Here is a 21,944-nt window from a genome sequence, read left to right on the forward strand (position 1 = left end):
GGGGTGCCGGGCGTTACCGTCGTGCACGCGGACGCACGCCAGGCGCGAAGGAGGGGCATGTGAGCGGCAAGCCGAGGGGTGAGCGGCACATAGGACTGCTGAACGGCTTCGCGGCCTACGGGATGTGGGGGCTCGTCCCCCTGTTCTGGCCCCTGCTGAAGCCGGCCGGCGCCGTGGAGATCCTGGCCCACCGGATGGTGTGGTCGCTGGTCTTCGTGGGCGCCGCCCTGCTGGTGATGCGCCGCTGGGCCTGGGCCGGTGAGCTGCTGCGTCAGCCCCGCAAACTGGCACTGATCACGGTCGCCGCTGCGGTCATCACCGTCAACTGGGGCCTGTACATCTGGTCCGTGAACTCCGGGCACGTCGTCGAGGCCTCCCTCGGCTACTTCATCAACCCGCTGGTCACCATCGCGATGGGCGTGCTGCTGCTGAAGGAGCGGCTGCGGCCGGCGCAGTGGGCGGCGGTCGGGACCGGCGTCGTCGCGGTCGTCGTGCTGACCGTCGGCTACGGCCGGCCCCCGTGGATCTCGCTCTGCCTCGCGTTCTCCTTCGCCACCTACGGGCTGGTGAAGAAGAAGGTGGGCCTCGGCGGCATCGAGTCGCTGGCCGCCGAGACCGCGATCCAGTTCCTGCCCGCACTCGGCTTCCTGGTGTGGCTGTCCGCGCGGGGCGAGTCCACCTTCGCCGGCGAGGGCGCCGGGCACGCGGCGCTGCTCGCCTCGGCCGGCATCGTCACCGCGCTCCCCCTGGTCTGCTTCGGCGCGGCCGCCATCCGCGTGCCCCTGTCCACCATCGGACTGCTCCAGTACTCGACGCCGGTCCTGCAGTTCCTGCTCGGCATCCTCTACTTCCACGAGGAGATGCCGCCGGAGCGCTGGGCGGGCTTCGCGCTGGTCTGGCTGGCGTTGACGCTGCTCACCTGGGACGCGTTGCGCGCCGCGCGCCGCGCCTCCCGGACGCTCACCAGCGAGATCAGCGTGCCCAGCACCACCAGGACGACCGGCACGGTCAGCGCCGCGCGGAACGCCGAGAGCGTGGCCTCGGGGCCGGACCCGGTGGACGCCAGGCCGTAGACCGCGGTCACGGCCGAGATGCCGATGGCGGCGCCGAACTGCGTCGCCGTGGTCAGCAGCCCGCCCGCCAGGCCCTGCTCCGACCCCGCCACCCCGTCCGTCGCCGCGATCGTCAGCGGCCCGTAGGCCAGGGCGAAGGCGAGGCCGGAGAGCAGCAGGGTCGGGAACATCATGGCGTAGGACCACTCCATGCCGACCGGCAGGAACAGCGCGTAGGAGGCCACGGCCAGCAGGAAACCGCCGGTGATCACGCGTGGGTGGCCGAAGCGGGTGACCAGCCGGGGCGTGAGCGTCGGCGCGAGCACGGCGTCGATGCCCATGACGACCAGGGCCACCGCCGTCTCCAGGGACGACCAGCCGCGCAGTTCCTGCAGGTAGAGCGTCACGATGAACTGGAAGCCGAAGAAGGCGCCGAGGAAGAGCAGCGCGCCGAGGTCGGCGCGCACGGCCGGGCTCCAGCGCAGCATGGCGAGCCGGACGAGCGGGTCGGGACAGCGGCGTTCGACCGCGACGAACGCACCGGCCAGCAGCACGGCCGCGAGACCGGAGGCCAGCGTGAGCGGCCAGTGGTGCAGGCCGTGCTCCAGACGTACGACGGTGTAGGCGGCCAGCAGCATGGCGCCGGCGACGGTGATCGTGCCGGGAAGGTCGAAGGTGCGGCGGAGCTTCGGCGGGGCGTCCTGCCGGGGGATCAGGCGTACGGCGGCGACGAGCAGCGCGGCGGCCAGCAGCACCGGGGCGAAGAACACCCAGCGCCAGCCGATCTCGGTGAGCAGACCGCCGATCACCAGGCCGAGGGAGAAGCCGGCCGCGCCCGTGCCGGCGAAGACCAGCAGCGCCTTGTTGCGCTGCGGTCCCTCCGCGTACGACGTGGTGATCAGGGAGAGCGCGGCCGGGGTCATGAAGGCGGCGGCCACACCCGTGACGAACCGGGCGACGATCAGCATCCAGCCGTCCGTCGCGAGACCGCCGAGCCCCGAGAACGCGAGGAAGACGGTCAGCCAGAGCAGGAACATCCGCCGGCGCCCCAGCAGGTCGGCGGCGCGCCCGCCCAGCAGGGTGAAGCCGGCGTAGCCGAGCACATAGCCGCTCATCACCCAGGCCGCGGTGCCGGTGGCCAGGCCCAGATCGGCGCGGACGGCCGGGATCGCCACCGCCATCATCGCGACGTCGGTGCCTTCGAGAAAGATCGTTCCGCACAGAACGAGCAGCAGCGCCCAGGCACGGGTGCCCATAGGTCAACACTCCTCCGGTCGGTGACGGTTACGCAAGCGAGGGTCGGTTCCCTCTTGTAACCACGGCTCACCCTGCGGCAGCATCGACGGACATGGAAGAAGGCACTTCGAAGTCACCGAGTACCTGCCGGAGCACCGTGGACCACGGCGACGCCGATCCCTTCCAGTGGGACACCCGCGAGGACTGCCAGGTCCGGCAGATCCTCGACCGGATCGCCGACAAGTGGTCGCTGCTGGTCATCGCGCTGCTGGAGAACCGGCGGCTGCGCTTCACGGAGCTGCGCCGGGAGATCGACGGGGTCAGCCAGCGGATGCTGACGGTGACCCTGCGCTCGCTGGAGCGGGACGGCCTAGTGAAACGGACGGTGCACCCGGTGGTGCCGCCGCGGGTCGAGTACGAGCTGACCTCCCTCGGCAGGACGCTGCACGCCACGATCCAGTCCCTGGTGACCTGGACGGAGAAGCACCAGGAGGAGATCGCCGCGGCCCGGACCGCGTACGACACCCGTGCGGCTCAGGCCGCGGAGGCTACGACTCCGTAGCCGTGTGGCGCGACCGGTGCGCCCGGACCTTCTCGCGGTTCCCGCAGTGCTCCATCGCGCACCAGCGGCGGCGGCCGGGGCGGGAGGTGTCGACGAAGAGCAGGCGGCAGTCGTGCGCGCCGCACTCGCGGACGCGGTCGGCGAAGGGCCCGGTGAACAGGTCGACCGCATCGCGGGCGACCGTCGCGAGCAGCCGGCTGCCGGTGGCGCCCGGGGCCCAGGCGCGGGTGCCGTCGGGCGCGATGCGGGCGACGAGCGGCGGACCGGCCGCGGCGGCGTTGACGACGTCCAGGTGGGCGGCCTGCAACGGCCGGTATAAGTGGTTACATGACGCAGACACCCGCCGCTTCGCCCGCGCCCGTGCACTGGAAGCTCGTCATCGACGCCAACGACCCGCACGCCCAGGCCGACTTCTGGGCCGCCGCCCTGGGGTACGAGGTCGAGGACAACAGCGCCCTCATCGGGAGGCTGCTCGGCCTCGGCGCCCTGCCCGAGGAGGCCACGGTCGACTTCCACGGGCGCCACGCCTTCCGGGATCTGGTCGCCGTACGGCATCCCGAGGACCCCTTCGAGGAGGAGAGCGGGACGGGGCTGGGGCGGCGGCTGCTCTTCCAGCGGGTGCCGGAGGCGAAGACGGTCAAGAACCGGCTGCACCTCGATCTGCACCCGGGCGGGGGCCGGCGCGACGAGGAGGTCGCGCGGCTGGAGGGACTCGGGGCCGGCGTGCTGCGGCGGGTGAGGGAACAGGGCGGTGAGTGGGTCGTGATGACGGACCCGGAGGGCAACGAGTTCTGCGTGCACTGACCCGCGCGGCGGCGGTCGGCGCTCCGCAACGCCCCTGGCCGAATAGGCACCTTGACGGAGAGTCAGTAACAGCTTCACCATCCAGGCACCCCATTCACTGTGGGCGGCCCGTGGACACCCCACGGGCCGCCCGACGGAATCCGGAGCCCCCACATGAAGCTCTCCGTTTCCGCGCGCGCCGTCGCCGCAGGCGGCATGGCGACCGCCATGCTCCTGACCGGCGGCGCCGTGGCGGACGCCGCGTCATCCGCTCCCTCCAGATCCGCCGCCGCCCCGGACATACCCGTGGCGAACGTCAAGACCCACCTCGCCCAGCTGCAGTCCATAGCCACCGCCAACGGCGGCAACCGGGCGCACGGCCGGGCCGGCTACAAGGCCTCCCTCGACTACATCAAGGCCAAACTGGACGCGGCCGGGTACACCACCACGGTCCAGCAGTTCACCGCCTCCAGCCGCACCGGCTACAACCTGATCGCCGACTGGCCGGGCGGCGACGCGAACCGGGTCGTGATGGCCGGCTCGCACCTCGACAGCGTCACCTCCGGGCCCGGCATCAACGACAACGGCTCGGGCTCCGCCGCCGTCCTGGAGACCGCCCTGGCCGTGTCCCGGGCGCAGTACAAGCCCACCGCGCACCTGCGGTTCGCCTGGTGGGGAGCGGAGGAGCTGGGCCTGGTCGGCTCCCGCTTCTACGTCAACCGGCTGGCCACCGGCGACCGTTCGAGGATCAGCGCCTATCTGAACTTCGACATGATCGGCTCCCCGAACCCCGGTTACTTCGTCTACGACGACGACCCGGCCATCGAGAAGACCTTCAAGGACTACTTCGGCGGCATCGGCGTCCCCACCGAGATCGAGACCGAGGGCGACGGCCGCTCCGACCACGCTCCCTTCAAGAGCGCGGGCGTGCCGGTGGGCGGACTGTTCACCGGGGCGAGCCGGACGAAGACGGCGGCGCAGGCGGCCAAGTGGGGCGGTACGGCCGGGCAGTCCTTCGACCGGTGCTACCACTCCTCCTGCGACACGACCGCCAACATCAACGACACCGCCCTGGACCGCAACAGTGACGCTCTCGCGTACGCGGTGTGGGAGCTGTCGGAGTAGCTCTCTGGCCCACCCACCACGGCCACCGCAGCTACGACAGCTACCGGTTGCGGGCGCGTGCGGTGAGGCGGCCCATGCGGGCGCGGGCCGACTCCAGCTGCTCGACCTCCTCGGCGGCGGGGCCGTCCTCGGCGGCGAGTTCCGTCCACAGGCCGATCAGGTCGCGCCCGAGGTCCAGCCCGAGCGCCGGGTCGCGCACGGCGCGCCAGGCGGTGGCCGCGCTCTCCACGTTGCCGTAGGCGGCCTCCGCGTCGCCCGCGCGCCGGCGAGCACCGGCCAGGTCGAGCGACAGCCGGAAGGCGCGGAGCGGGTCACCGGCCAAGTAGGCGATGTAAGCGGTGAGTTCGCCCAGCCGGAGCACCTCCGGGTGCTCCGGCCCCAGCGTCCCCGACGCCTGCACGAGGGTCTGCTCCGCCAGACCGGCGGCCGCTTCGATCCTGCCCTCCTTCACGGCCTCGTTGATCCGGCCGACCGGTTCCGCGAGGAGCGCGGGCGCGTCGGACGCGCCCGGGGCGGTGAGGGGTTCGTCCCCGAGCACGGCCTCGGCGACGGCGTCGAAGCCGCGGGGAGGGGTGGGTTTGGGGTCGGGGTCGGCGGCGATCAGGGCGTCTTCGGGGGCCGGTGCGGGGCGCGGAGCCGGCTGGGCCTCGGGGACCGGGAGCGGCCTGGCGTCCATGGGCGGGGGCGGGCCGAAGGCGCCGGTGGGCGGCGCGACGGTGCCGGGCGGCGTCGCCGTGTCCGGGGCCGGGGGCGCGTCCTGCGGCGCGGGTTCCGTCGTCGACTCGGGTACGGCTCGCAGCTCGAAGGTCGGTACGGGTTCGGCGGCCGGCTGCGGCTCGGGCACGGCCCGCAACCGGAACGTCGGGGCGGAGCCGCGGCCGGACGCGGACGCGGGACGCAGCACATGCGTGGCCATGTCACCCGACGGGTGCGGCGGCTCGGCCGACGGGTGGGCCGGCTCGGCCGGCGGGTGCGGCGGCTCGGCCGACGGGTGCGGCGGCTCGGCCGGCGAGTGCGGCGGCTCGGCCGGCGGGTGCGGCGGCTCGGCCGGCGGCGCCGTGATGCCGGCTCCGGGAGTGTGCTGAGGCCCCTGCGCACGCGCCGGATCGGCGAGTCGGGCCTGCTGCGGACCCTGCGTGGACGCCGAGTCGGTGACTGCGGCCTGCTGCGGTCCCTGCGCACTCGCCGTGTCGGCGACTCGGGCCTGCTGCGGCCCCTGTGCGGACGCGACCTCGGCGACCCCGGCCTGCTGCGGTCCCTGCGCGGTCGGTGTTTCGGGGCCGCGTGGGTGCTGCTGGGGGCGTGGGGGTGTGGCGATGGGCTCGGAGGTGAAGTGGCTGGAGCCGTCCGGGTCGACCTGGAGCGGGACGACGTAGCCGATGCGCTCGTCGCGGATCGTGGCGAGGACGGGATGGCCGGTGGCGAGGGCGATGTGGTGGAGGCGGTTCAGGACGGCCCGCTGGATCTCCTCACCGGGGGCCGCGAAGACCGGGACCCCGCCGACGGAGGCGCCGTCGGACCCCCCGGCCGCTCCCCCGCCCACGTCCGTACCGGCCCGGGGGACATGGACGTCGATCGGCGCCGCCGGGGTCGCCGCGTGCGCGGCCTGCTTCTGTTCCCGCTTCTTCTCGCGGCTGAGTCGCGACATCGTCCCCTCACTGGGCGTCGTACACCTACTGTCGAGTGTGTCCGCTCGCCCCCGTTTCTCACGTCACCACGGTGTCACAGGCTCGTCCCAAGGGCCGTCGGCCCCGGCACGGACGTCGGGGAGGGCATGAGGACCGGGCGTACGAGGGAGGAGAGGGGCATGCACACAGGCATGCGACAAGGGCCCGAGATCTGGCTGCGCGGCCCGGTGACGACCCCGGAGCCGGGGCCGCCGGAGCCCGCGCACGCCCATGCCGCGGCGCGGCGTTTCTCCTGGGTCGGCACACACGGCGGCGCGGGCGTCTCCACCCTCGCCGCGGTCTACGGCGGCCACGACAGCGGCCGTTCGTGGCCCGGGCCCGGCGATCCCCCGTCGGTGCTGCTGGTCGCGCGGACCCATGCGGCCGGACTCGACACGGTCGCCGGAGCGGTGGAGCTCTTCCGGCGCGGCCAGGCCCCACCGGGGCTCGACCTGGACGCCGTCGTCCTCGTGGCGGACGCGCCGGGCCGGCTGCCGCGCCCGCTCGCCCAGCGGGTCAAGTCCCTGGAGTCGGTCATCGACGTGTACCGCGTGCCGTGGGTGCCGTCCTGGCGGCTCGGCGAGCCGGGCCGCCCGCCCCGTGAGACGGAGGACCTGGCCCGGCTGACGGGAGCGGCACGCTGACGGCCGGTCCCCCGGCGGACGTGCACGCGTCGGCCGTGCCCCGGCCCGCGGGAGAGATCGCGGCGACCGTCCGGGCCCGGGAGCTGCGCGCGACGGACGTGGTCGCGGCGGCCCCGGACCGGATCGAGCGCGCCGATCCGCACCTGTGCGCGTTCGTCGAGGTGGGGGGGGCGAGGAGGCGTTGCGGCGGGCGCGTGAGCTGGACACGCTGCTCGGCCGGTGGGGCGCGGCTTCGGGCCACTGGGCGCCGGTGCGGCACCCCTGGCACATTTACTTGCGTGCGCATATGATGCACACGCGTGTAATTGATGTACGCCGACTTTGAGGGGCACCCATGACCCGCCGTTTCCTTTTCGTCCTGGGCAGCGCTCGCGCCGAGGGCAACTCCGAGCTGCTGGCCCGCCGGGCCGCCGAACAACTCCCCCCGGACGTCGAGCAGGAGTGGCTGGACCTCACCGAGTTCCCGGTGCCGGACTTCGAGGACCTGCGGCACGACAGCGACCACGTCCGCCCGACCGAGGGCAACGTGGCCCGGCTGCTCGACGCCACGCTCGCGGCGACGGACATCGTGATCGTCTCGCCCCTGTACTGGTACTCGGTCTCCGCGCAGACCAAGCGCTACCTGGACTACTGGTCGGGCTGGCTGCGCACACCCGGCCTGGACTTCAAGGAGACCCTGGCCGGCCGCACCCTGTGGGGCGTCACCGCCCTCGCGCACACGCAGGAGGTGGTCGCCGACCCGCTCGTCGGGACGCTGCACAACTCGGCGGCGTACATGGGGATGCGCTTCGGCGGGGTGCTGCTCGGCAACGGCAGCAAGCCCGGTGACGTGCTGAGCGACGACGCGGCCCTGACCCGCGCCAAGACCTTCTTCGCCCAGGAGGCACCGCCGGCCAGGTTCCTGTACGAGGACTGACCGCTACGCGGTGATGTCCTTCGTGGTGAAGCGCGCCCACGCCGCCGACCCGAACACCGCCGCGTACAGGGCCTGCACCTCGGCGTTCCTCGTCAGGTCGTCCCAGTAGACCGGCTCGCGCACGAGGTCGGCGAAGGACAGCCAGTAGTGGGAGAAGAGGTAGGGCTGGAGGGCGTGCAGCTGCGGGATCTGGTCGAGGATCTGGACCGTGATCAGCAGGCCGACCGTCGTCGCCATCGCCGCGATGCCACTGCCCGTCAGCGTCGAGACGAACAGACCGAGCGCGGCGACGCCGAGCAGGGAGGCGGCGACCGCCAGGGCCATCAGCAGGGCCCTGCCCAGGCCCTCGGCGAAACCGATCCGCGTGCCGGAGATGGTCGTCAGGTCCCCGAGCGGGAAGAGCAACGCGCCCACCGCCAGCGCGGACACGGCGACCACGAGCGTGGCGGCCAGACAGAAGACGACGACCGCCGCGTACTTGGTGAGCAGCAGGCGGCTGCGGCCGGCCGGGGCGACCAGGAGGTAGCGGAGCGTGCCGGAGCCGGACTCGCCGGCGATCGCGTCGCCCGCGACGACCCCGACCGCCATCGGCAGGAAGAACGGCAGTGTGGCGGCCAGGGCGGTGAAGACGAGGAACAGGCCGTTGTTGGTGACCTGCGAGATGAAGGCCGGCCCGCCGCCTCCGGGGCCGGCCGAGGATCCGTCGCCGGTCTCGAGCTTCACCGCGATGCCCACCAGGATCGGGACCGCCGCGAGGACGGCCAGCAGGCCGAGGGTGCGCCAGCGGCGGAACGTCGTGCGGAGTTCGTTGCGGAGGAGAGTGGCCCGGAAGGTCGTACGACGGATGCGGGCCGTCCGTGGCCCCTCGCGCGGTTCCCCGCGCCCCTGAAGGGCGCTCAGGTCAGCCCGCGACATCGAAGCCCTCCCCCGTCAGCGCCACGAACGCGTCCTCCAGTGAGGCCCGTTCGACCGTGAAGCCGCGTACCCGGACCCCGGCCGTCACCAGCGCGGCGTTCACCTCGGCGAGGTCGCGGTCCGGTGGTTCGCCGGTCACCCGGCCGTCGGTGACGACGACGTCGCCCACGCCCTGCTCCTTGAGCGCCCGGGCCGCCTCCGCCGTGTCCGGCGTGGTCACGGCCAGCCGGCCGCGCGCCCCGGCGGACAGCTCGGCGACCGGGCCCTGGATGATCAGACGGCCCCGGGCCATCACCGCCGCGTGGGTGCAGACCTGCTCGATCTCGTCGAGGAGGTGGGAGGAGAGGAAGACCGTGGTGCCGTCCGAGGCCAGTTCCCGGACCAGGGCGCGGATCTCGCGCATGCCCTGGGGGTCGAGGCCGTTGGTCGGTTCGTCCAGGACCAGGAGCCTGCGGGGCTGGAGCAGGGCGGCGGCGAGACCCAGGCGCTGTTTCATGCCCAGCGAGTAGGCCTTGGCCTTCTTGCCCGCGGCGGCCGTCAGGCCCACCCGGTCCAGGGCCTGCGCCACACGGGCGCGCCGGGTGCGGGGGTCTGCGGCCGGGTCGGCGCTGTCGTAGCGGACGAGGTTGTCGCGGCCGGAGAGGAAGCCGTAGAGGGCCGGGCCCTCGATGAGGGCGCCGACGTGCGGCAGTACGGCGCGGGTGGCCCGGGGCATGGGCCGCCCCAGGACCCGGGCCGTGCCGGAGGTGGGTGCGACGAGCCCCATCAGCATGCGGATGGTGGTGGTCTTGCCGGAGCCGTTGGGTCCGAGGAAGCCGAAGACGCTGCCCGCCGGGACGGTCAGGTCGAGACCGTCCACGGCGAGTTGCCCGCCGCGGTAGCGCTTGGTGAGCGCGCGGGTGACGATGACCGGTTCGTCGCCGGCCTCGGCCCGGGTCCCGCGCTGCTCCGGTTCCGTGGCGGACACCTCGCCCATCGGCCTCCTCGTTGTCTCGGTGTCCCGTACGCCTGCGGGACTCACTTCCCGGCGTCGGCCGCCTTCACGAGCGCGTCCTTGGTGACCAGGCCCGCGTAGACCTTGCCGTCGTCGGTGACGAGGGCGTTGACGAGGCGGGTCGAGAAGACCGTGCCCGAGCCGAACGTGCCGTGGACCTTGTCGCCGAGCGAGTCGAGGAAGCCGCCGAACTCACCGCCGGCCTTGCCGGAGGGCACGCCCTCGCCGCCGGTGTCGAAGGTGGCGATGGCGTTCCAGCCCTCCCCGATGGTCTTCATCCCGTCGGGGCCGCCGAGGCCCTTACCGGCGTTCTCCCCGGTCTTCGGGGCGCGGTCCTTCGCCCCGCCCCGGCCCAACTCCTCGCCGAAGTGCTTGTCTCCGCCCTGGGGGGCGTCCTTCTCCTCGGTGACCTTCGCGCCCTTGGGCGGGGTGAAGTCGAAGGTCGAGGCGGCCGGTGCGGCGAAGTCCACCTTGGTGAAGCCGACGTCGACGACGGCGGCGCCGCCACTGGCCGGGGTCAGCGTGAACTTCAGCGGCATGCCGGTCTTCGCGTCCACGGCCACGGTGATCGCGCCGACCGTCGAGCCGGACTGCTTCGGCTGGACGACGAGCTTGTAGGCGTCCCGGCCGGCGACCTGGGCGGTGCCGTCCACGGTCACGGACGTCGTGTCGTCGACCGCCTTCAGGGCCTCCTCGGCGAAGTCCTTCGGGGTGGCCGGCGGCTGCTGGTCCTTGCCGCGCTCCGGGCTCTCGGCGGAGGTGCCGTGGTAGACCTCGTTGGACTTGCTGTCGTAGCCCCAGACGTCCTTGCCGTTGTGGACGACGCTGTACTCGGCGGCCTTCTCCAGCAGGGACAGCTTCTGCCGGTCCGGGCCGTCGACGGCGACGCGCAGGGTGTGCGTGCCGGAGGCCAGTTCGGTGAGCTTGGCCGACGGGTCGGCCGAGGAGCCGTCCCCGCCCTGGCCCGCGGCGCCGGACAGCAGGCCGGACTCCAGGCCGCCGAGGTTCGGCAGACCGAGGTCCGTGCTGATCTTCACCGTGCCGGACAGCTGCTGCACGTCCGACTTCGCGATCTTCTCGATGAGCTGCTGTGCCGTGATCTTCGGGAGGTCGGGGTCGCCGGAGTCGGCGAGGGCGGGCACCAGCCCGATCGTCGCGGCCGCCACCCCCACCACCGTGACCGGGACGATGTACCGCGCGGCCTTCTGCCGCCCGGAGCGCTGCTCGTCGACCTCTCCGGCGGTCGTGCTGTCGTCGGATGCGTACGGTGCCATGTGTGCCCTACCTCCGTGGTCGGCGGCGGCTGTCCGTGTCGTCCACGCACTCGTCCCTGAGCCGCCATTCTCACCCGAACAGGTGAGGAGTGGTGTTCTTCCGTGCATCCATCTGACCAAATCGGCCAGGGAGATACGTCAGACCCCGGACTCAACTGCGCCTACTGCTGGGGTATGACACGCAGGGGCGGCTTCTCCCCCGACCCGTAGGGGGCGTACGGGCAGGACGCGCTAGCCGGCCCGGTGCACCACCGCGTCGCACAGCTCCAGGAGCGCCGTCTTCGCGGTGCACTCCGGCAGCGGTGCCAGCGCCGAACGGGCGTCCTGGGCATAGCGGACGGTGTCCCGGCGGGCCTGCTCCAGGGCCGGGTGGGCACGCAGCAGGCGCAGGGCCTCGGAGTGCCGGTCGTCGTCGGTGAGGTCGGAGTCGAGCAGCTCGCACAGGGCGAGGTCCTCGGCGAGCCCGAGCCGGGCCGCGCGCTCCCGCAGCCGCAGCACCGGCAGGGTGGGGATGCCCTCGCGCAGGTCGGTGCCGGGGGTCTTGCCGGACTCGTGGGAGTCGGAGGCGATGTCGAGGACGTCGTCCGCGAGCTGGAAGGCGACGCCGAGCCGCTCGCCGTACTGGGTCAGCACGTCCACGACGGTGTCGTCGGCGCCGGACATCATCGCGCCGAACCGGCACGACACGGCGATCAGCGAGCCGGTCTTGCCGCCCAGCACGTCCAGGTAGTGCTCGACCGGGTCCCGGCCGTCCTGCGGTCCGGCCGTCTCCAGGATCTGGCCGGTCACCAGGCGCTCGAACGCCTCGGCCTGCACCCGCACGGCCTCCGGGCCGAGGTCGGCCAGGATGTGCGAGGCGCGGGCGAAGAGGAAGTCGCCGGTGAGGACCGCGACGGAGTTGCCCCAGCGGGTGTTCGCGCTCGCGACGCCGCGGCGCACGGCGGCCTCGTCCATGACGTCGTCGTGGTACAGCGTGGCGAGGTGGGTCAGCTCCACGACGACGGCCGACGGCACGATCCCGGGCGCGTGGCGGTCGCCGAACTGGGCGGAGAGCATCACGAGCAGCGGGCGGAACCGCTTGCCGCCGGCCCGCACCAGATGCTGGGCGGCCTCCGTGATGAAGGGCACCGCGCTCTTGGTGGCCTCGAGCAAGCCTTCCTCGACAGCCGCCAGCCCGGCCTGGACGTCGGCTTCCAGATCCTGGTCCCGCACGCTCAGCCCGAACGGCCCGACGTCGGTCACGAGGGGTCTCCTGTCTGCTGTGTCTGCCGGTGATTACGCGGATTGTCGATAGGTCGCCGCTCTCACTCGAGTCAGCGTATCCGGTCACGTTTCGATCACCGCCAGCGCCCATGGTTACAGGCCGGGTGGTATCCGATCACGACCGCTATGTTTTCGATCAACCTATAAGAACAGATATTTATCGACTTACCCAGGGGTAGCGAACTATGCACGATTTGCCGTGATGAGTCGGTGAATTCCCGTTGGCGGAAATTGCCCTCTGGGCTCGTGATCAGTGAGGTCAATCACTTCTCCCCCTGCTCCACCCCTGCCCGGCGACGACCCGTACCACCGTGCCCCGAAAGCCAGTTGAAGCTTGACTCCCGCAAAGGATCAAGCGACTCAAACCGCCCCGACCAAGGTCAACCGCGCGATATGTGATTGAGGCGCTTGTTCCCGACATGTGCTCTCGCATACGTTCCGGCCCTGTCCGGCGGACGCCTAATCCTGCCGCCGCCCGGACTCCCGACTGAACCGACTCACTCACGCGTGGCAGGAGCGGGGGACCCAGGTAAGTCGCCGGTCCGCACAGCGGCCCGGCTCGGGGTGAAGCCGCGTACGGCACACAGCGCCGTGCGCGGCCGGGCACCTCCCGGCCCGAACCCGACAGCTCACCTCGCAGGCGCCGGAGAGGAACATCGCCATGGCCGGACGAGGCAAGCACCGTCGCCCCAGAACCAACCCGCTCACCCGAGGCATCGTCGCCGTCGGTACCGGTGGAGCCGCACTCACCCTTCCGCTCCTCGGAGCCACGCACGCGAGCGCCGCCGAGCCCCAGAGCGCCCCCGCCGTGCAGTCCGTGAAGCAGGCGGCCCAGCCCGCCAAGTCCCTCACGTACACCGTGGTCAAGGGCGACTCGCTCGCCCGCATCGCCGATAAGTACGACGTATCGGGCGGCTGGAAGCAGCTCTACAAGGACAACCGTGCCGCCGTCGGCGGCAACCCCAAGCTGATCCACCCGGGTCTGAAGCTGACGGTGAAGACCGCGAAGGCGGACGCCCCGAAGAAGACGGCGACCAAGTCGTCGGCCCCCGCCAAGCCGGCCGCCAAGCCCGCCGGCGGGGTCGCGCAGGCCACCCAGGCGTCCGCGAAGACCTACGCGAACAACCTCGACGGATGGATCCGCGAGTCGCTGGACATCATGGCGCAGCAGGGGATCCCGGGCTCCTACGACGGCATCTACCGCAACGTCATGCGCGAGTCGTCCGGCAACCCCCAGGCGATCAACAACTGGGACTCCAACGCCGCCGCGGGCACCCCGTCCAAGGGCCTGCTCCAGGTGATCGACCCGACGTTCGCCGCCTACCACGTGCCCGGCACCTCCTTCGACCCGTACGACCCGGTCGCCAACATCACGGCGGCCTGCAACTACGCGGCCGACCGCTACGGCTCGATCGACAACGTCAACGGCCCGTACTGAGCCGCCCCGCCCAGCAGTCGCTCGAGGACGACGGCGATGCCGTCGTCCTCGTTCGACAGGGTGACCTCGTCGGCCACGGCCTTGAGTTCGGGATGGGCGTTGGCCATCGCGACGCCGTGGCCGGCCCAGTCGAACATCGGGATGTCGTTGGGCATGTCGCCGAAGGCGATGGTGTCCGCCGGCCGCAGCCCCAGATGCTCGGCGGCCAGGGCCAGGCCGGTCGCCTTGGTGATCCCGCACGGCTGGAGCTCGACCGTGCCCGGTCCCGACATCGTCACCGTGGCCAGTGAGCCGACCACCGAGCGGGCCGTCGCCGCCAACTCGTCATCCGTCAGGAAGGGGTGCCGCAGCAGCACCTTGCTGATGGGCTCGCCCCACAGCTCCTCTCGCCGGTCGACCCGGACCGCGGGCAGCGTCGGGTGCGGCATCAGATAGCCCGGCTCGATCAGCGTGAGGCCGTCGACCCCGTCCTGGTCGACCGCCGCGTACACCTGTCCCACCTCGGCCTCGATCTTGCCGAGGGCGGTCTCCGCCAACTCCCGGTCCAGGGTGATGGACCACAGCAGCCGGTCCGCGCCGGCGTCGTACACCTGCGCGCCCTGCCCGCACACCGCGAGCCCCGTGCAGCCGAGGTCGTCCAGGAGCGGCCGCACTCTCGGCGCCGGCCGGCCCGTCACCACGAGGTGCTGCGCACCGGCGTCCGCCACCCGCGCGAGGACGGCGAGGGACCGGTCGGACAGGGTGTCGTCGCCGCGCAGCAGCGTCCCGTCCAGATCGGTGGCGATGAGTGAATATGCGAGGGGTGCGGCCATGATCAGAGAATACGGACAGTGCGGCCCTTCGTTTCATCGCACGGCGAACGCCGATCACCGCACGGCGGACGCCGATCACCGCACGGCGGACGCCGATCACCGCACGGCGGACGCCGATTGCCCGGTTGAAGGCCTCTGCACCGATTGGCAACAACATGCTCCGCTACCTACCCGTGGGGCCGCATAGAGCGGTACCTTCCATGTGTCCAGGGGGGACTTGATCGGGGGGTCGGGTTGAGCAGTGGGCGCATTCGCGTGGCCGGGCCCGGGGAGCTCGGCGAAGGGGAGAGGGAGCGCTGGCGTGCGCTGCGCGCCGCCTCGGAGGCACCGCGCAACCCTTTCATGGAGCCGGAGTTCACCGAGGCCGTCGGTCTGGTCAGGCCGGGGGCACGGATCGCGGTGGTGTACGAGGGGGCGGAGCCGGCCGGATTCCTGCCCTATGAGCGGGGCCCGTTGGGCCAGGGCCGGGCGATCGGCCTGGGCGTCTCGGACGCGCAGGGCGCCATCCTGCGGCCGGGCCTGGACGTGGAGACGGGCGAACTGCTGAAGGCCTGCTCCCTGTCGAGCTTCGCCTTCGACAACTTGGAGGCCGAGCAGCGGCTGTTCGTCCGGTACGCGGCCGAGGAGTACGCCACCTACGTCATCGACGTGGAGAAGGGCTACGAGACGTACGAGTCGGTGCTGCGCGCGCAGTCGCCGAAGTTCCTGAAGACCACGCTGGCCAAGGAGCGCAGGCTGGGCCGGCAGGCCGGTGAGCTGCGGTTCGTCTTCGACGAACGCGAGCCTGCCGCGCTGCGCACGCTCATGGAGTGGAAGTCCGCGCAGTACCGCAGGACCGGCCGCCGGGACCGGTTCGCCCAAGAGTGGATCACCCGGCTCGTCGGGCGGCTGGCCGAGACCCGGGCCACGGAGTGCAGCGGCACACTGTCCGTGCTGTACGCCGGTGAGCGGCCCGTCGCCGCGCACTTCGGACTGCGCTCGGCCTCCGTGCTGGCCTGCTGGTTCCCGGCCTACGACCCGGAGTTCGCGAAGTTCTCGCCGGGTCTGGTGCTGCACCTGCGGATGGCGGAGGCGGCGGCCGCCGCCGGCATCGGCACGCTCGACCTGGGGCGGGGTGCGGCCGAGTACAAGGACGCGCTGAAGACGGGTGAACTTCCCGTGTACGAGGGCGCGGTGACCCGCCCGGGGGTCGGCGCGGCACTGCACTGGCTGAGCCGCGAACCGGCGCGCCGCGCGCACAGTTTCGTGCGCAGCAGGCCGCGGCTCGCGTCGCTGGCCGCGCGGACGCTGAAGGGCGCGGCCCGGCTGCGCCGCACCTGAGACACGACCTGACACACGAGGGGGGTGGGCGCATGGCCCGTTCGGTGCGTGCGCGGGAGGAGATACGGCGGTTCCTGGACATCGGGGCGGTCCAGGTCGCCGAGCTGGACCTCGACGGTGACGAGGCGGTGCTCAGACCCGGCCCGGGGGGTCCGCCCGTGACGCACGGAGAGGTGTTCGTGCTGGTCAGGAGGGGCGGCCGGCCCGTGGGCACGCTGCTCGGGCGGGTGCCGGAGGGGGCGGATCCGAAGGCCGTGCTGGCACGACGGGCGCAGGCGGAGTGCGGGCCGGCGGTCTTCGGCGGGCCCGGGGAACCGCCGTCCACGACCGTCGTCGTCGCGACCCGGGAGCGGGCCGGGCAACTGGCCCGTGCGCTGGACTCGCTGCTGGCACAGGACCATCCCCGCTTCGGGATCGTCGTCGTCGACAACGCGCCCGTCACGAGCGAGACCCGGGAGCTGGTCGAGCGGAAGTACGCCGAGCGCGTGCGGTACGTCTGTGAGCCCGTTCCGGGGCTCGCAGCCGCCCACAACGCCGGGCTGGACGCGGTCGACGGCGAGGTGGTCGCCTTCACCGACGACGACGTGGTCGCCGATCCGCGCTGGCTGACCGAGCTGACCGCGCCCTTCGCCGCCGACCCCGGGCTCGGGTGCGCCACCGGGCTGATCCTGCCCGCGCGGCTGACCACCCCGGCCCAGGTGCTGCTGGAGAGCCACGGCGGCTTCGCGAAAGGCTTCACTCCAAGGACGTACGACCCGGCGCACCCGCCGGGCGACGAGCCGCTGTTCCCGTTCACGGCGGGACGGTTCGGCTCGGGCGCGAACATGGCGTTCCGCACCGCGGTGCTGCGGTCCGTCGGCGGTTTCGACCCGGCCACCGGGGCCGGCACGGCAGCCCGGGGCGGTGACGACCTCTACGGCTTCGTGCGCGTCCTGGCGCAGGGCCACCGGCTGCATTACACGCCGTACGCGCTGGTGTGGCACCACCACCGGGAGACGTGGCGGGATCTGGAGACCCAGGCCTACGGCTACGGCGCCGGGCTGACCGCCTACCTCACCGCGGTGCTCGTGAACCGGCCCGCGCTGCTGCCCGCGTTCCTCGCGCGGCTGCCCCGCGGCCTCGCCCACGCCCGCACGCTGACGGCGGTGCGCGCGACGGACGGGGCGGGCGGCCCGGGCACGCCGGGCGACCACGACGCGCGGACGCATCCCTGGCCGCGGCGGCTGTCGCGCTTGCAGCGCCGGGGGATGGTCTACGGGCCTGTCGGCTATCTGCGGGCGCGGTACGCGCTGCGCGCGGCGGTTCGGGAGAAGACGGCTCAGCGGGAGGAGACCGCTCAGGGGGAGCAGACCGCTCGGCGGGAGGAGACCGCTCAGCAGGCGAAGACCCCTCAGGGGGAGCAGACCGCTCAGCAGGAGAAGAGCGCTCAGGGCGAGAAGGCGGCTCAGCGGGGGGCGACCGGTCGGGGGGCGAGATGACGACGTCGGCACGGGCGCGGGGCGAGGGGCCGATATCGCCCTCGGATACCCCGGCCGTCCCGGTTTTCCTCTACCACGCGGTGATGGACGATCCGCCGGACTGGATCGCCGAGTTCACGGTCACGCCGAAGCAGTTCGCCACGCATCTCGACGCCGTCGTCCGCAGCGGGCGTACGCCCGTCACGATCAGCGCGATCGCCGATCATCTGGCCGGGCGGGCACCGCTGCCACCCCGGCCCGTGCTGCTCACCTTCGACGACGGTTTCGCCGACCTGCCCGGCCCCACCGCCGAGGCTCTGGCCGACCGCGCGCTGCCCGCCACCGCCTATCTGACCACCGGCGCCATCGCCCCGGGGGGCCGCAGCCTGCTGCCTCCCGCGCCGATGATGAGCCTGGCCGGCGCGGCGGAGCTGGAACGTTCCGGCATGGAGATCGGCAGCCACACCGTGACGCACGCACAGCTCGACACCCTGCCCGCCAAGGCCCTGGCGTACGAACTGCGCACCTCCAAGGCCGTGCTGGAGGACGCCCTCGGGCACGAGATCCGGCACCTCGCCTACCCGCACGGCTACAACAGCCCCCGGGTACGGGCCATGTCGGCACGGGCCGGCTACGAGACGGCGACCGCCGTGCGGCACGCGCTCAGCTCGGACCGCGACGAGCGGTACCGCATCGCCCGGCTCATCGTCCGGCGCACCCACACCGTCGCCGACGTCGAGACCTGGCTCGCCGGGTCGGGCGCGCGGGTGGCGCCGTACCGCGACGGGCCGAAGACGATCGCGTGGCGGTGGTACCGGCGGGCCCGCGCGGCCGTGCACGGGCCCGAGTTCGCGGGGTGACCCCGGCCGGGTCACCTGAGCGGCTGGTTGAGGTACGGGTCGGAGACGGCCTCGCGCAGGCTGTGCCAGGCCGCGTTGTTGGCCAGGGCCAGGTTGCAGTGCGGCCCGGGGTCGCGGTAGTTCCACTGCAGGGCGGCCTTGACGCCGTCCAGGTCCTTCAGCACGCCGGGGACCTGCGCGTACCACTCGGCCTGCCGGTCGGGGCGGTTCGCGTCCGCGGCGGTGCCGAACTCGGAGAGCATGAGCGGCTTGTCGTCGGAGATGTTCGCGCGGATCCAGTCGTGCGTGGCGTGCTGCGTCTGCGCGAAGGAGAGCCAGCCCGCGTCGTGACAGCGGTAGTAGTTGTACTGGTTGTAGCCGATCCAGTCGACGTAGTCGTCGCCCGGGTACATCCTCTTGATCTCGTCGGCGTGGTCCAGGTACCCGGTGGTGATCCACGTCCACACCACGTTGTCCACGCCCAGGGCTCTGAACCGGTCGTGGATGTGCCGGTAGGCCTTCACATAGTCGGCGGGCATGCCGCTTCGCGGGGTGCGGGTGTCCATCTCCAGGTCGAAGGAGAGGAACACCTTCTTGCCGTAGTCCTTGATGCGCCGGGCCTGGACGTCGATCACCCGGTCGTCCAGCTCGCCGGCCGCGATCTGCTTCCAGGTCGGCTGCTGCCGCCCGGTGCCGCCCCACCACTTGCTCTCCCAGGAGAGCAGCAGGAGGTGGTCCTCGCCGACGCGCCGCTCCTCAGGGGTGAGCAGTTGGCCCTCCCGCCGGGTGCCCGAGGGCAGGGACATGTCGTGGTACGTGTACACGATGTCCAGCTCGCGGCCCACGCGCTTCTCGTAGGCGCGCACCTTCTCCGGCAGGTCGTCGCGCTCGTGCGGCACGAACGCGCCGAACCAGGCGCCGCACGGCGGTTCGAGGAGGGCCGTGGGGCGGCAGTCCCCCTTGGAGCCGGCGGCGCCCGAGTCCGGCCCCGATGCGTCCCGCAGGGCGAACGCGGCGACCAGCACGGCGCTGACGACCGTGACGGACATGATCAGCAGCCGGCGCCGGCCCGATGCCGACGGGCGGACGGACCGCTCCTCGCCCTGCGGGTCTTTGCGGTGCTGTCCTCCGGTCGTGCTCGGCCAGCGGCGAAAGGGACGGTCGAACCTCACTGAGCGGAACCCTTCGGTGTCCTGGGTGTCGTCCTCGGCGGCGGGGAGGCGCGCAGCGGCGGACAGAACGCGGCGAGTGTGGTCAGCAGCGTCAGCGTCAGCAGCACCCGCTGCGCGCTGAAGGTGTGCGTGGCGATGAGCACGGTCGCGACGAGCATCACGGCGCCGATGCTCAGGAACAGCGTCAGCATCAGCCGCTCCAGCAGGTCGGAGTGGCGCGCGAAGTCCGGTTCCCGGCGCTCCACGGGCCCCTCGGCGGGCCGCGCCCCCAGGGCGGGGGCACAGACTCTGACCATGGCTGCGCCCGGCCCCGCCGCCAGGAACAGCACGACCGCGGCGCCCCGCAGCGGCGACCCGCCGGGCAGGGCCAGCGCGGCGAGCGCCAGCCAGCCGCCGAACGGGGGCAGCATCCGGATCACGAGTTCCTGCGGTGTCATCGCTCCACTCCCCCTGACTGCTTCAGCTCGTAGAGCCATCCGGCGCTGTTCTCCGCCACGAGCCGGAAGCGCGGCGATGCGGCGACGGACCGCTGGACGCGCCGCAGTTGGGCCTGGTCGAGCTGCCCGTTCATCTCCGAGTTGGCCAGCTGCCCCTGGGTGAGCAGGAAGTAGGCCCGGCCCGGCCGCTCCACTCCGGCCATGTCGCGCGCGAGGGTGGCGGCGGGGCTCCTGACGATCCGGTCGACGTGGCTGCGGCCGTCGTCGAGGAACCAGTAGTGGTCGACGCTCCCGTAGGAGGCGTACGCGTCCGGGTAGTTGCGGTTGGCGGCCACGACCAGGGAGCCGTCGGGCGCCTGGTCGAAGAGCTGTCGTACAAGGGCCACTTCCTGTGGTGGGAAGTAGTTGATCCGGTCCTTGCCGGAGTAGGCGGGGACGAACGCCAGGGTGGTGCCGAGCAGCGCGGCCAGCGGCACCCAGGTGCCGAGGCCCCACCGGCGGTGCTCGGCGGGGCCGGCGGTCGGCCGTCGGCCCGCTTCCTGCGCGGCGGCGTCGGCGGCCAGGGTGCGGACCTCCGGCAGCAGCGCCGCGGCGGCGAAGAAGGCGGCGCCGGGCAGCATGAACAGCAGTACCCGGAAGATCATCTCGCTGCCGTAGCTGCTCGCCGCGAACATCGGCAGCGGGGCCGCCGCGATCAGCAGCAGGGGCCACGCGCGGTAGCGCAGGACCCGCTGGCGCCACACGCCGACGGCCGCGAGCAGCAGCACGGAAGCGGACAGCAGCCGGGCCGCCCAGGACGTCGCGATCGCTCCGGCACCCGTCGGGGTGGCTCCGTACCCCGTCTCCACGTTGGCGCCGACGTCGCCGATGGAGCGGATCATGTCGGGCATCGCCGCGGACAGGAAGGGCAGCGCGGCCGTGAGGCACCACGCCAGGAAGGTCACGACGGTCGTCACCACCGGCACCCAGTCGCGGTAACGGCGGCTCAGGCACAGGGCGAGCAGGCAGACGACCAGCATGCCCGGCGTGAGCTGGTGGGAGATGACGATCGCCACGACCATGACGGTGAGCACCACCGTCCACACCGCCTGGCGAGGCTGTCCGCGCCGCACGGCGGACCGGCCGAAGCGGCGCAGGACCACCGCGAGCACTCCCACGTGCAGCGCGTACGCCACGGACTGGGGGGAGAAGTAGTCCTGCCCCACCCAGTTGGCGACGTAGAAGAGCCAGACCGCGGTCCAGATCAGCCGCCGGTCCTCGGTGAAGGTGCGGTAGATCAGCAGCAGCGGGAGCAGCAGCATCAGGCTGGAGACCAGGGGCCACCAGGCCATGAACATCGCCGCCGAGTCCACGCCCAGCAGCCGCTGCAGGGCGGCCTGGGCGGCGAAGAAGCCCGGCCACTGGTCGTACACCGCCATGTCGCCGATCTGGTCGGCCGTCTGCAGCCCGCCTGCCGTCAGCAGATGGTCGATGACCGCTTCGTGCTTCCACGCCCACGCGTACAGCGGTGTCGGGTAGAGCACGGCCTGCGTGGCCCGCTCCATCACCAGCAGGCCCAGTACGTAGGCCGCCGGCCAGGCACCCGCGCGGCGCGGGTCGCGGACGGTGAACCAGAAGCCTGTGGTGAGCACCGCCAGTCCCGCCCAGAAGGCCGGATGCAGCGCGCTGAGCAGCCCGTAGTCGTCGAGCCGCGAGACGTCGGTGTGCCGCACGGCGTACGCCCAGAGCGCGAGCGCGACGAGCAGCGGAACGGCCGGCCGGGCCGGTGCGCGGCGCCCGGACCAGGCGGGGGCCAGGTCGGACAGATCCGTCACGGGCTCATGGGCGGCGCTCGACGACTCCGAGGAGGAGGGGCTGGAGGACTGACTGGCCGTCTCGGGGCCGGCGGCAGGGGTGTGCGCGCCGTCGCGTGGGGGTGTCGGCTCCGGCGTGGATCTCTCCCTCGGTGTGGCTGGCGGACGCACGGTGGTTCCCCCCTGGCGGTTGCTCTCTTCGGCTGTGCTCGGCTCTGTCGGCTCTGGTCCGGGCCCGGCCCGGG

19 protein-coding genes, 2 pseudogenes and 1 riboswitch are annotated in these 21,944 nt (G+C 72.5%); of the genes and pseudogenes, 10 read left to right on the plus strand and 11 right to left on the minus strand.

Translation table 11 applies throughout. The annotated features are described in order from the left end of the window. The first annotated feature begins 122 nt into the window (after positions 1–122). Entirely contained in the window at positions 123–1,073 is a 951-nt protein-coding gene (gene rarD / locus ACFV20_RS02760) for an EamA family transporter RarD (RefSeq protein WP_385651971.1), read from the plus strand. A gap of 80 nt (positions 1,074–1,153) precedes the next feature. Here the strand turns inward: rarD and ACFV20_RS02765 are convergent. After that, a pseudogene (locus ACFV20_RS02765) lies at positions 1,154–2,308 on the minus strand (MFS transporter); the annotation flags it as partial. A gap of 92 nt (positions 2,309–2,400) precedes the next feature. On the opposite strand from ACFV20_RS02765, the gene ACFV20_RS02770 reads away from it, so the two are divergent. After that, positions 2,401–2,850, plus strand: coding sequence for a winged helix-turn-helix transcriptional regulator (locus tag ACFV20_RS02770; protein ID WP_385651612.1), 450 nt, complete (start codon positions 2,401–2,403; stop codon positions 2,848–2,850). Here ACFV20_RS02770 and ACFV20_RS02775 read toward each other — a convergent pair. After that, positions 2,837–3,163 (minus strand): annotated as a pseudogene (locus tag ACFV20_RS02775) (CGNR zinc finger domain-containing protein); the annotation flags it as partial. The gene ACFV20_RS02770 and the pseudogene ACFV20_RS02775 overlap by 14 nt on opposite strands. Positions 3,164–3,177: 14 nt before the next feature. On the opposite strand from ACFV20_RS02775, the gene ACFV20_RS02780 reads away from it, so the two are divergent. Together ACFV20_RS02780 and ACFV20_RS02785 are read left to right on the plus strand one after the other, a co-directional pair. Then, positions 3,178–3,654: a VOC family protein gene (locus ACFV20_RS02780; protein WP_385651614.1), complete on the plus strand. Its 477-nt coding sequence runs from the start codon at positions 3,178–3,180 to the stop codon at positions 3,652–3,654. A gap of 153 nt (positions 3,655–3,807) precedes the next feature. Then, complete coding sequence (locus ACFV20_RS02785) at positions 3,808–4,758, plus strand: M28 family metallopeptidase (protein WP_385651615.1); 951 nt, start codon at positions 3,808–3,810, stop codon at positions 4,756–4,758. Positions 4,759–4,798: 40 nt separating this feature from the next. Here the strand turns inward: ACFV20_RS02785 and ACFV20_RS02790 are convergent, their stop codons facing one another. After that, entirely contained in the window at positions 4,799–6,406 is a 1,608-nt protein-coding gene (locus ACFV20_RS02790) for a tetratricopeptide repeat protein (RefSeq protein WP_385651617.1), read from the minus strand. Positions 6,407–6,565: 159 nt separating this feature from the next. On the opposite strand from ACFV20_RS02790, the gene ACFV20_RS02795 reads away from it, so the two are divergent. After that, complete coding sequence (locus ACFV20_RS02795) at positions 6,566–7,069, plus strand: DUF6668 family protein (protein WP_385651620.1); 504 nt, start codon at positions 6,566–6,568, stop codon at positions 7,067–7,069. A 334-nt stretch (positions 7,070–7,403) separates the two neighbouring features. Further along, a complete protein-coding gene (locus ACFV20_RS02800; RefSeq protein WP_385651622.1) occupies positions 7,404–7,985 on the plus strand; it encodes a flavodoxin family protein in 582 nt (193 codons plus the stop codon). A 3-nt stretch (positions 7,986–7,988) separates the two neighbouring features. On the opposite strand, the gene ACFV20_RS02805 is transcribed toward ACFV20_RS02800, so the two are convergent. The 4 genes from ACFV20_RS02805 to ACFV20_RS02820 all read right to left on the minus strand — a co-directional run bounded on the left by ACFV20_RS02805 (position 7,989) and on the right by ACFV20_RS02820 (position 12,410). Beyond that, on the minus strand, positions 7,989–8,900 hold the full coding sequence (locus ACFV20_RS02805) for an ABC transporter permease (RefSeq protein WP_385651624.1): 912 nt from the start codon (positions 8,898–8,900) through the stop codon (positions 7,989–7,991). After that, on the minus strand, positions 8,887–9,876 hold the full coding sequence (locus tag ACFV20_RS02810; protein ID WP_385651625.1) for an ATP-binding cassette domain-containing protein: 990 nt from the start codon (positions 9,874–9,876) through the stop codon (positions 8,887–8,889). The genes ACFV20_RS02805 and ACFV20_RS02810 overlap by 14 nt, the downstream gene beginning before the upstream one ends. A 41-nt stretch (positions 9,877–9,917) precedes the next feature. After that, positions 9,918–11,168: an outer membrane lipoprotein carrier protein LolA gene (locus ACFV20_RS02815; protein ID WP_385651627.1), complete on the minus strand. Its 1,251-nt coding sequence runs from the start codon at positions 11,166–11,168 to the stop codon at positions 9,918–9,920. Between the two features lie 231 nt (positions 11,169–11,399). Further along, positions 11,400–12,410, minus strand: a complete 1,011-nt coding sequence (locus ACFV20_RS02820; RefSeq protein WP_385651630.1) for a polyprenyl synthetase family protein — start codon at positions 12,408–12,410, stop codon at positions 11,400–11,402. Between the two features lie 501 nt (positions 12,411–12,911). Beyond that, positions 12,912–13,087, plus strand: a riboswitch (cyclic di-AMP (ydaO/yuaA leader). A gap of 5 nt (positions 13,088–13,092) precedes the next feature. Here ACFV20_RS02820 and ACFV20_RS02825 point away from each other — a divergent pair. Then, positions 13,093–13,869 (plus strand): transglycosylase SLT domain-containing protein, encoded by a 777-nt coding sequence (locus ACFV20_RS02825; protein WP_385651632.1) that lies wholly within the window; start codon positions 13,093–13,095, stop codon positions 13,867–13,869. Here the strand turns inward: ACFV20_RS02825 and ACFV20_RS02830 are convergent. Beyond that, positions 13,833–14,681, minus strand: a complete 849-nt coding sequence (locus ACFV20_RS02830; protein ID WP_385651634.1) for an HAD family hydrolase — start codon at positions 14,679–14,681, stop codon at positions 13,833–13,835. The two genes, ACFV20_RS02825 and ACFV20_RS02830, sit on opposite strands and share 37 nt — an antisense overlap. Before the next feature lie 249 nt (positions 14,682–14,930). Between ACFV20_RS02830 and ACFV20_RS02835 the strand changes: the two genes are divergently transcribed. The 3 genes from ACFV20_RS02835 to ACFV20_RS02845 all read left to right on the plus strand — a co-directional run bounded on the left by ACFV20_RS02835 (position 14,931) and on the right by ACFV20_RS02845 (position 18,318). Beyond that, positions 14,931–16,001 carry a GNAT family N-acetyltransferase gene (locus ACFV20_RS02835; RefSeq protein WP_385651972.1) on the plus strand — a complete coding sequence of 357 codons (1,071 nt, stop codon included), beginning with the start codon at positions 14,931–14,933 and terminating at the stop codon, positions 15,999–16,001. A 32-nt stretch (positions 16,002–16,033) separates the two neighbouring features. Continuing rightward, positions 16,034–17,479, plus strand: a complete 1,446-nt coding sequence (locus tag ACFV20_RS02840; RefSeq protein ID WP_385651635.1) for a glycosyltransferase — start codon at positions 16,034–16,036, stop codon at positions 17,477–17,479. A gap of 83 nt (positions 17,480–17,562) precedes the next feature. Beyond that, a complete protein-coding gene (locus tag ACFV20_RS02845; RefSeq protein ID WP_385651636.1) occupies positions 17,563–18,318 on the plus strand; it encodes a polysaccharide deacetylase family protein in 756 nt (251 codons plus the stop codon). A gap of 11 nt (positions 18,319–18,329) precedes the next feature. On the opposite strand, the gene ACFV20_RS02850 is transcribed toward ACFV20_RS02845, so the two are convergent. The 3 genes from ACFV20_RS02850 to ACFV20_RS02860 are packed head-to-tail and all read right to left on the minus strand — an operon-like array spanning position 18,330 to position 21,720. Beyond that, on the minus strand, positions 18,330–19,469 hold the full coding sequence (locus ACFV20_RS02850) for a glycosyl hydrolase (protein ID WP_385651639.1): 1,140 nt from the start codon (positions 19,467–19,469) through the stop codon (positions 18,330–18,332). Further along, positions 19,466–19,906 (minus strand): hypothetical protein, encoded by a 441-nt coding sequence (locus ACFV20_RS02855; RefSeq protein WP_385651642.1) that lies wholly within the window; start codon positions 19,904–19,906, stop codon positions 19,466–19,468. Before ACFV20_RS02855 ends, ACFV20_RS02850 begins: the two co-directional genes overlap by 4 nt. Further along, positions 19,903–21,720, minus strand: coding sequence for a glycosyltransferase (locus tag ACFV20_RS02860; protein WP_385651643.1), 1,818 nt, complete (start codon positions 21,718–21,720; stop codon positions 19,903–19,905). The genes ACFV20_RS02855 and ACFV20_RS02860 overlap by 4 nt, the downstream gene beginning before the upstream one ends. Positions 21,721–21,944: the final 224 nt, after the last annotated feature.

The sequence above is a fragment of the Streptomyces sp. NPDC059696 genome (genome assembly GCF_042733745.1).
Lineage (GTDB): Bacteria > Actinomycetota > Actinomycetes > Streptomycetales > Streptomycetaceae > Streptomyces.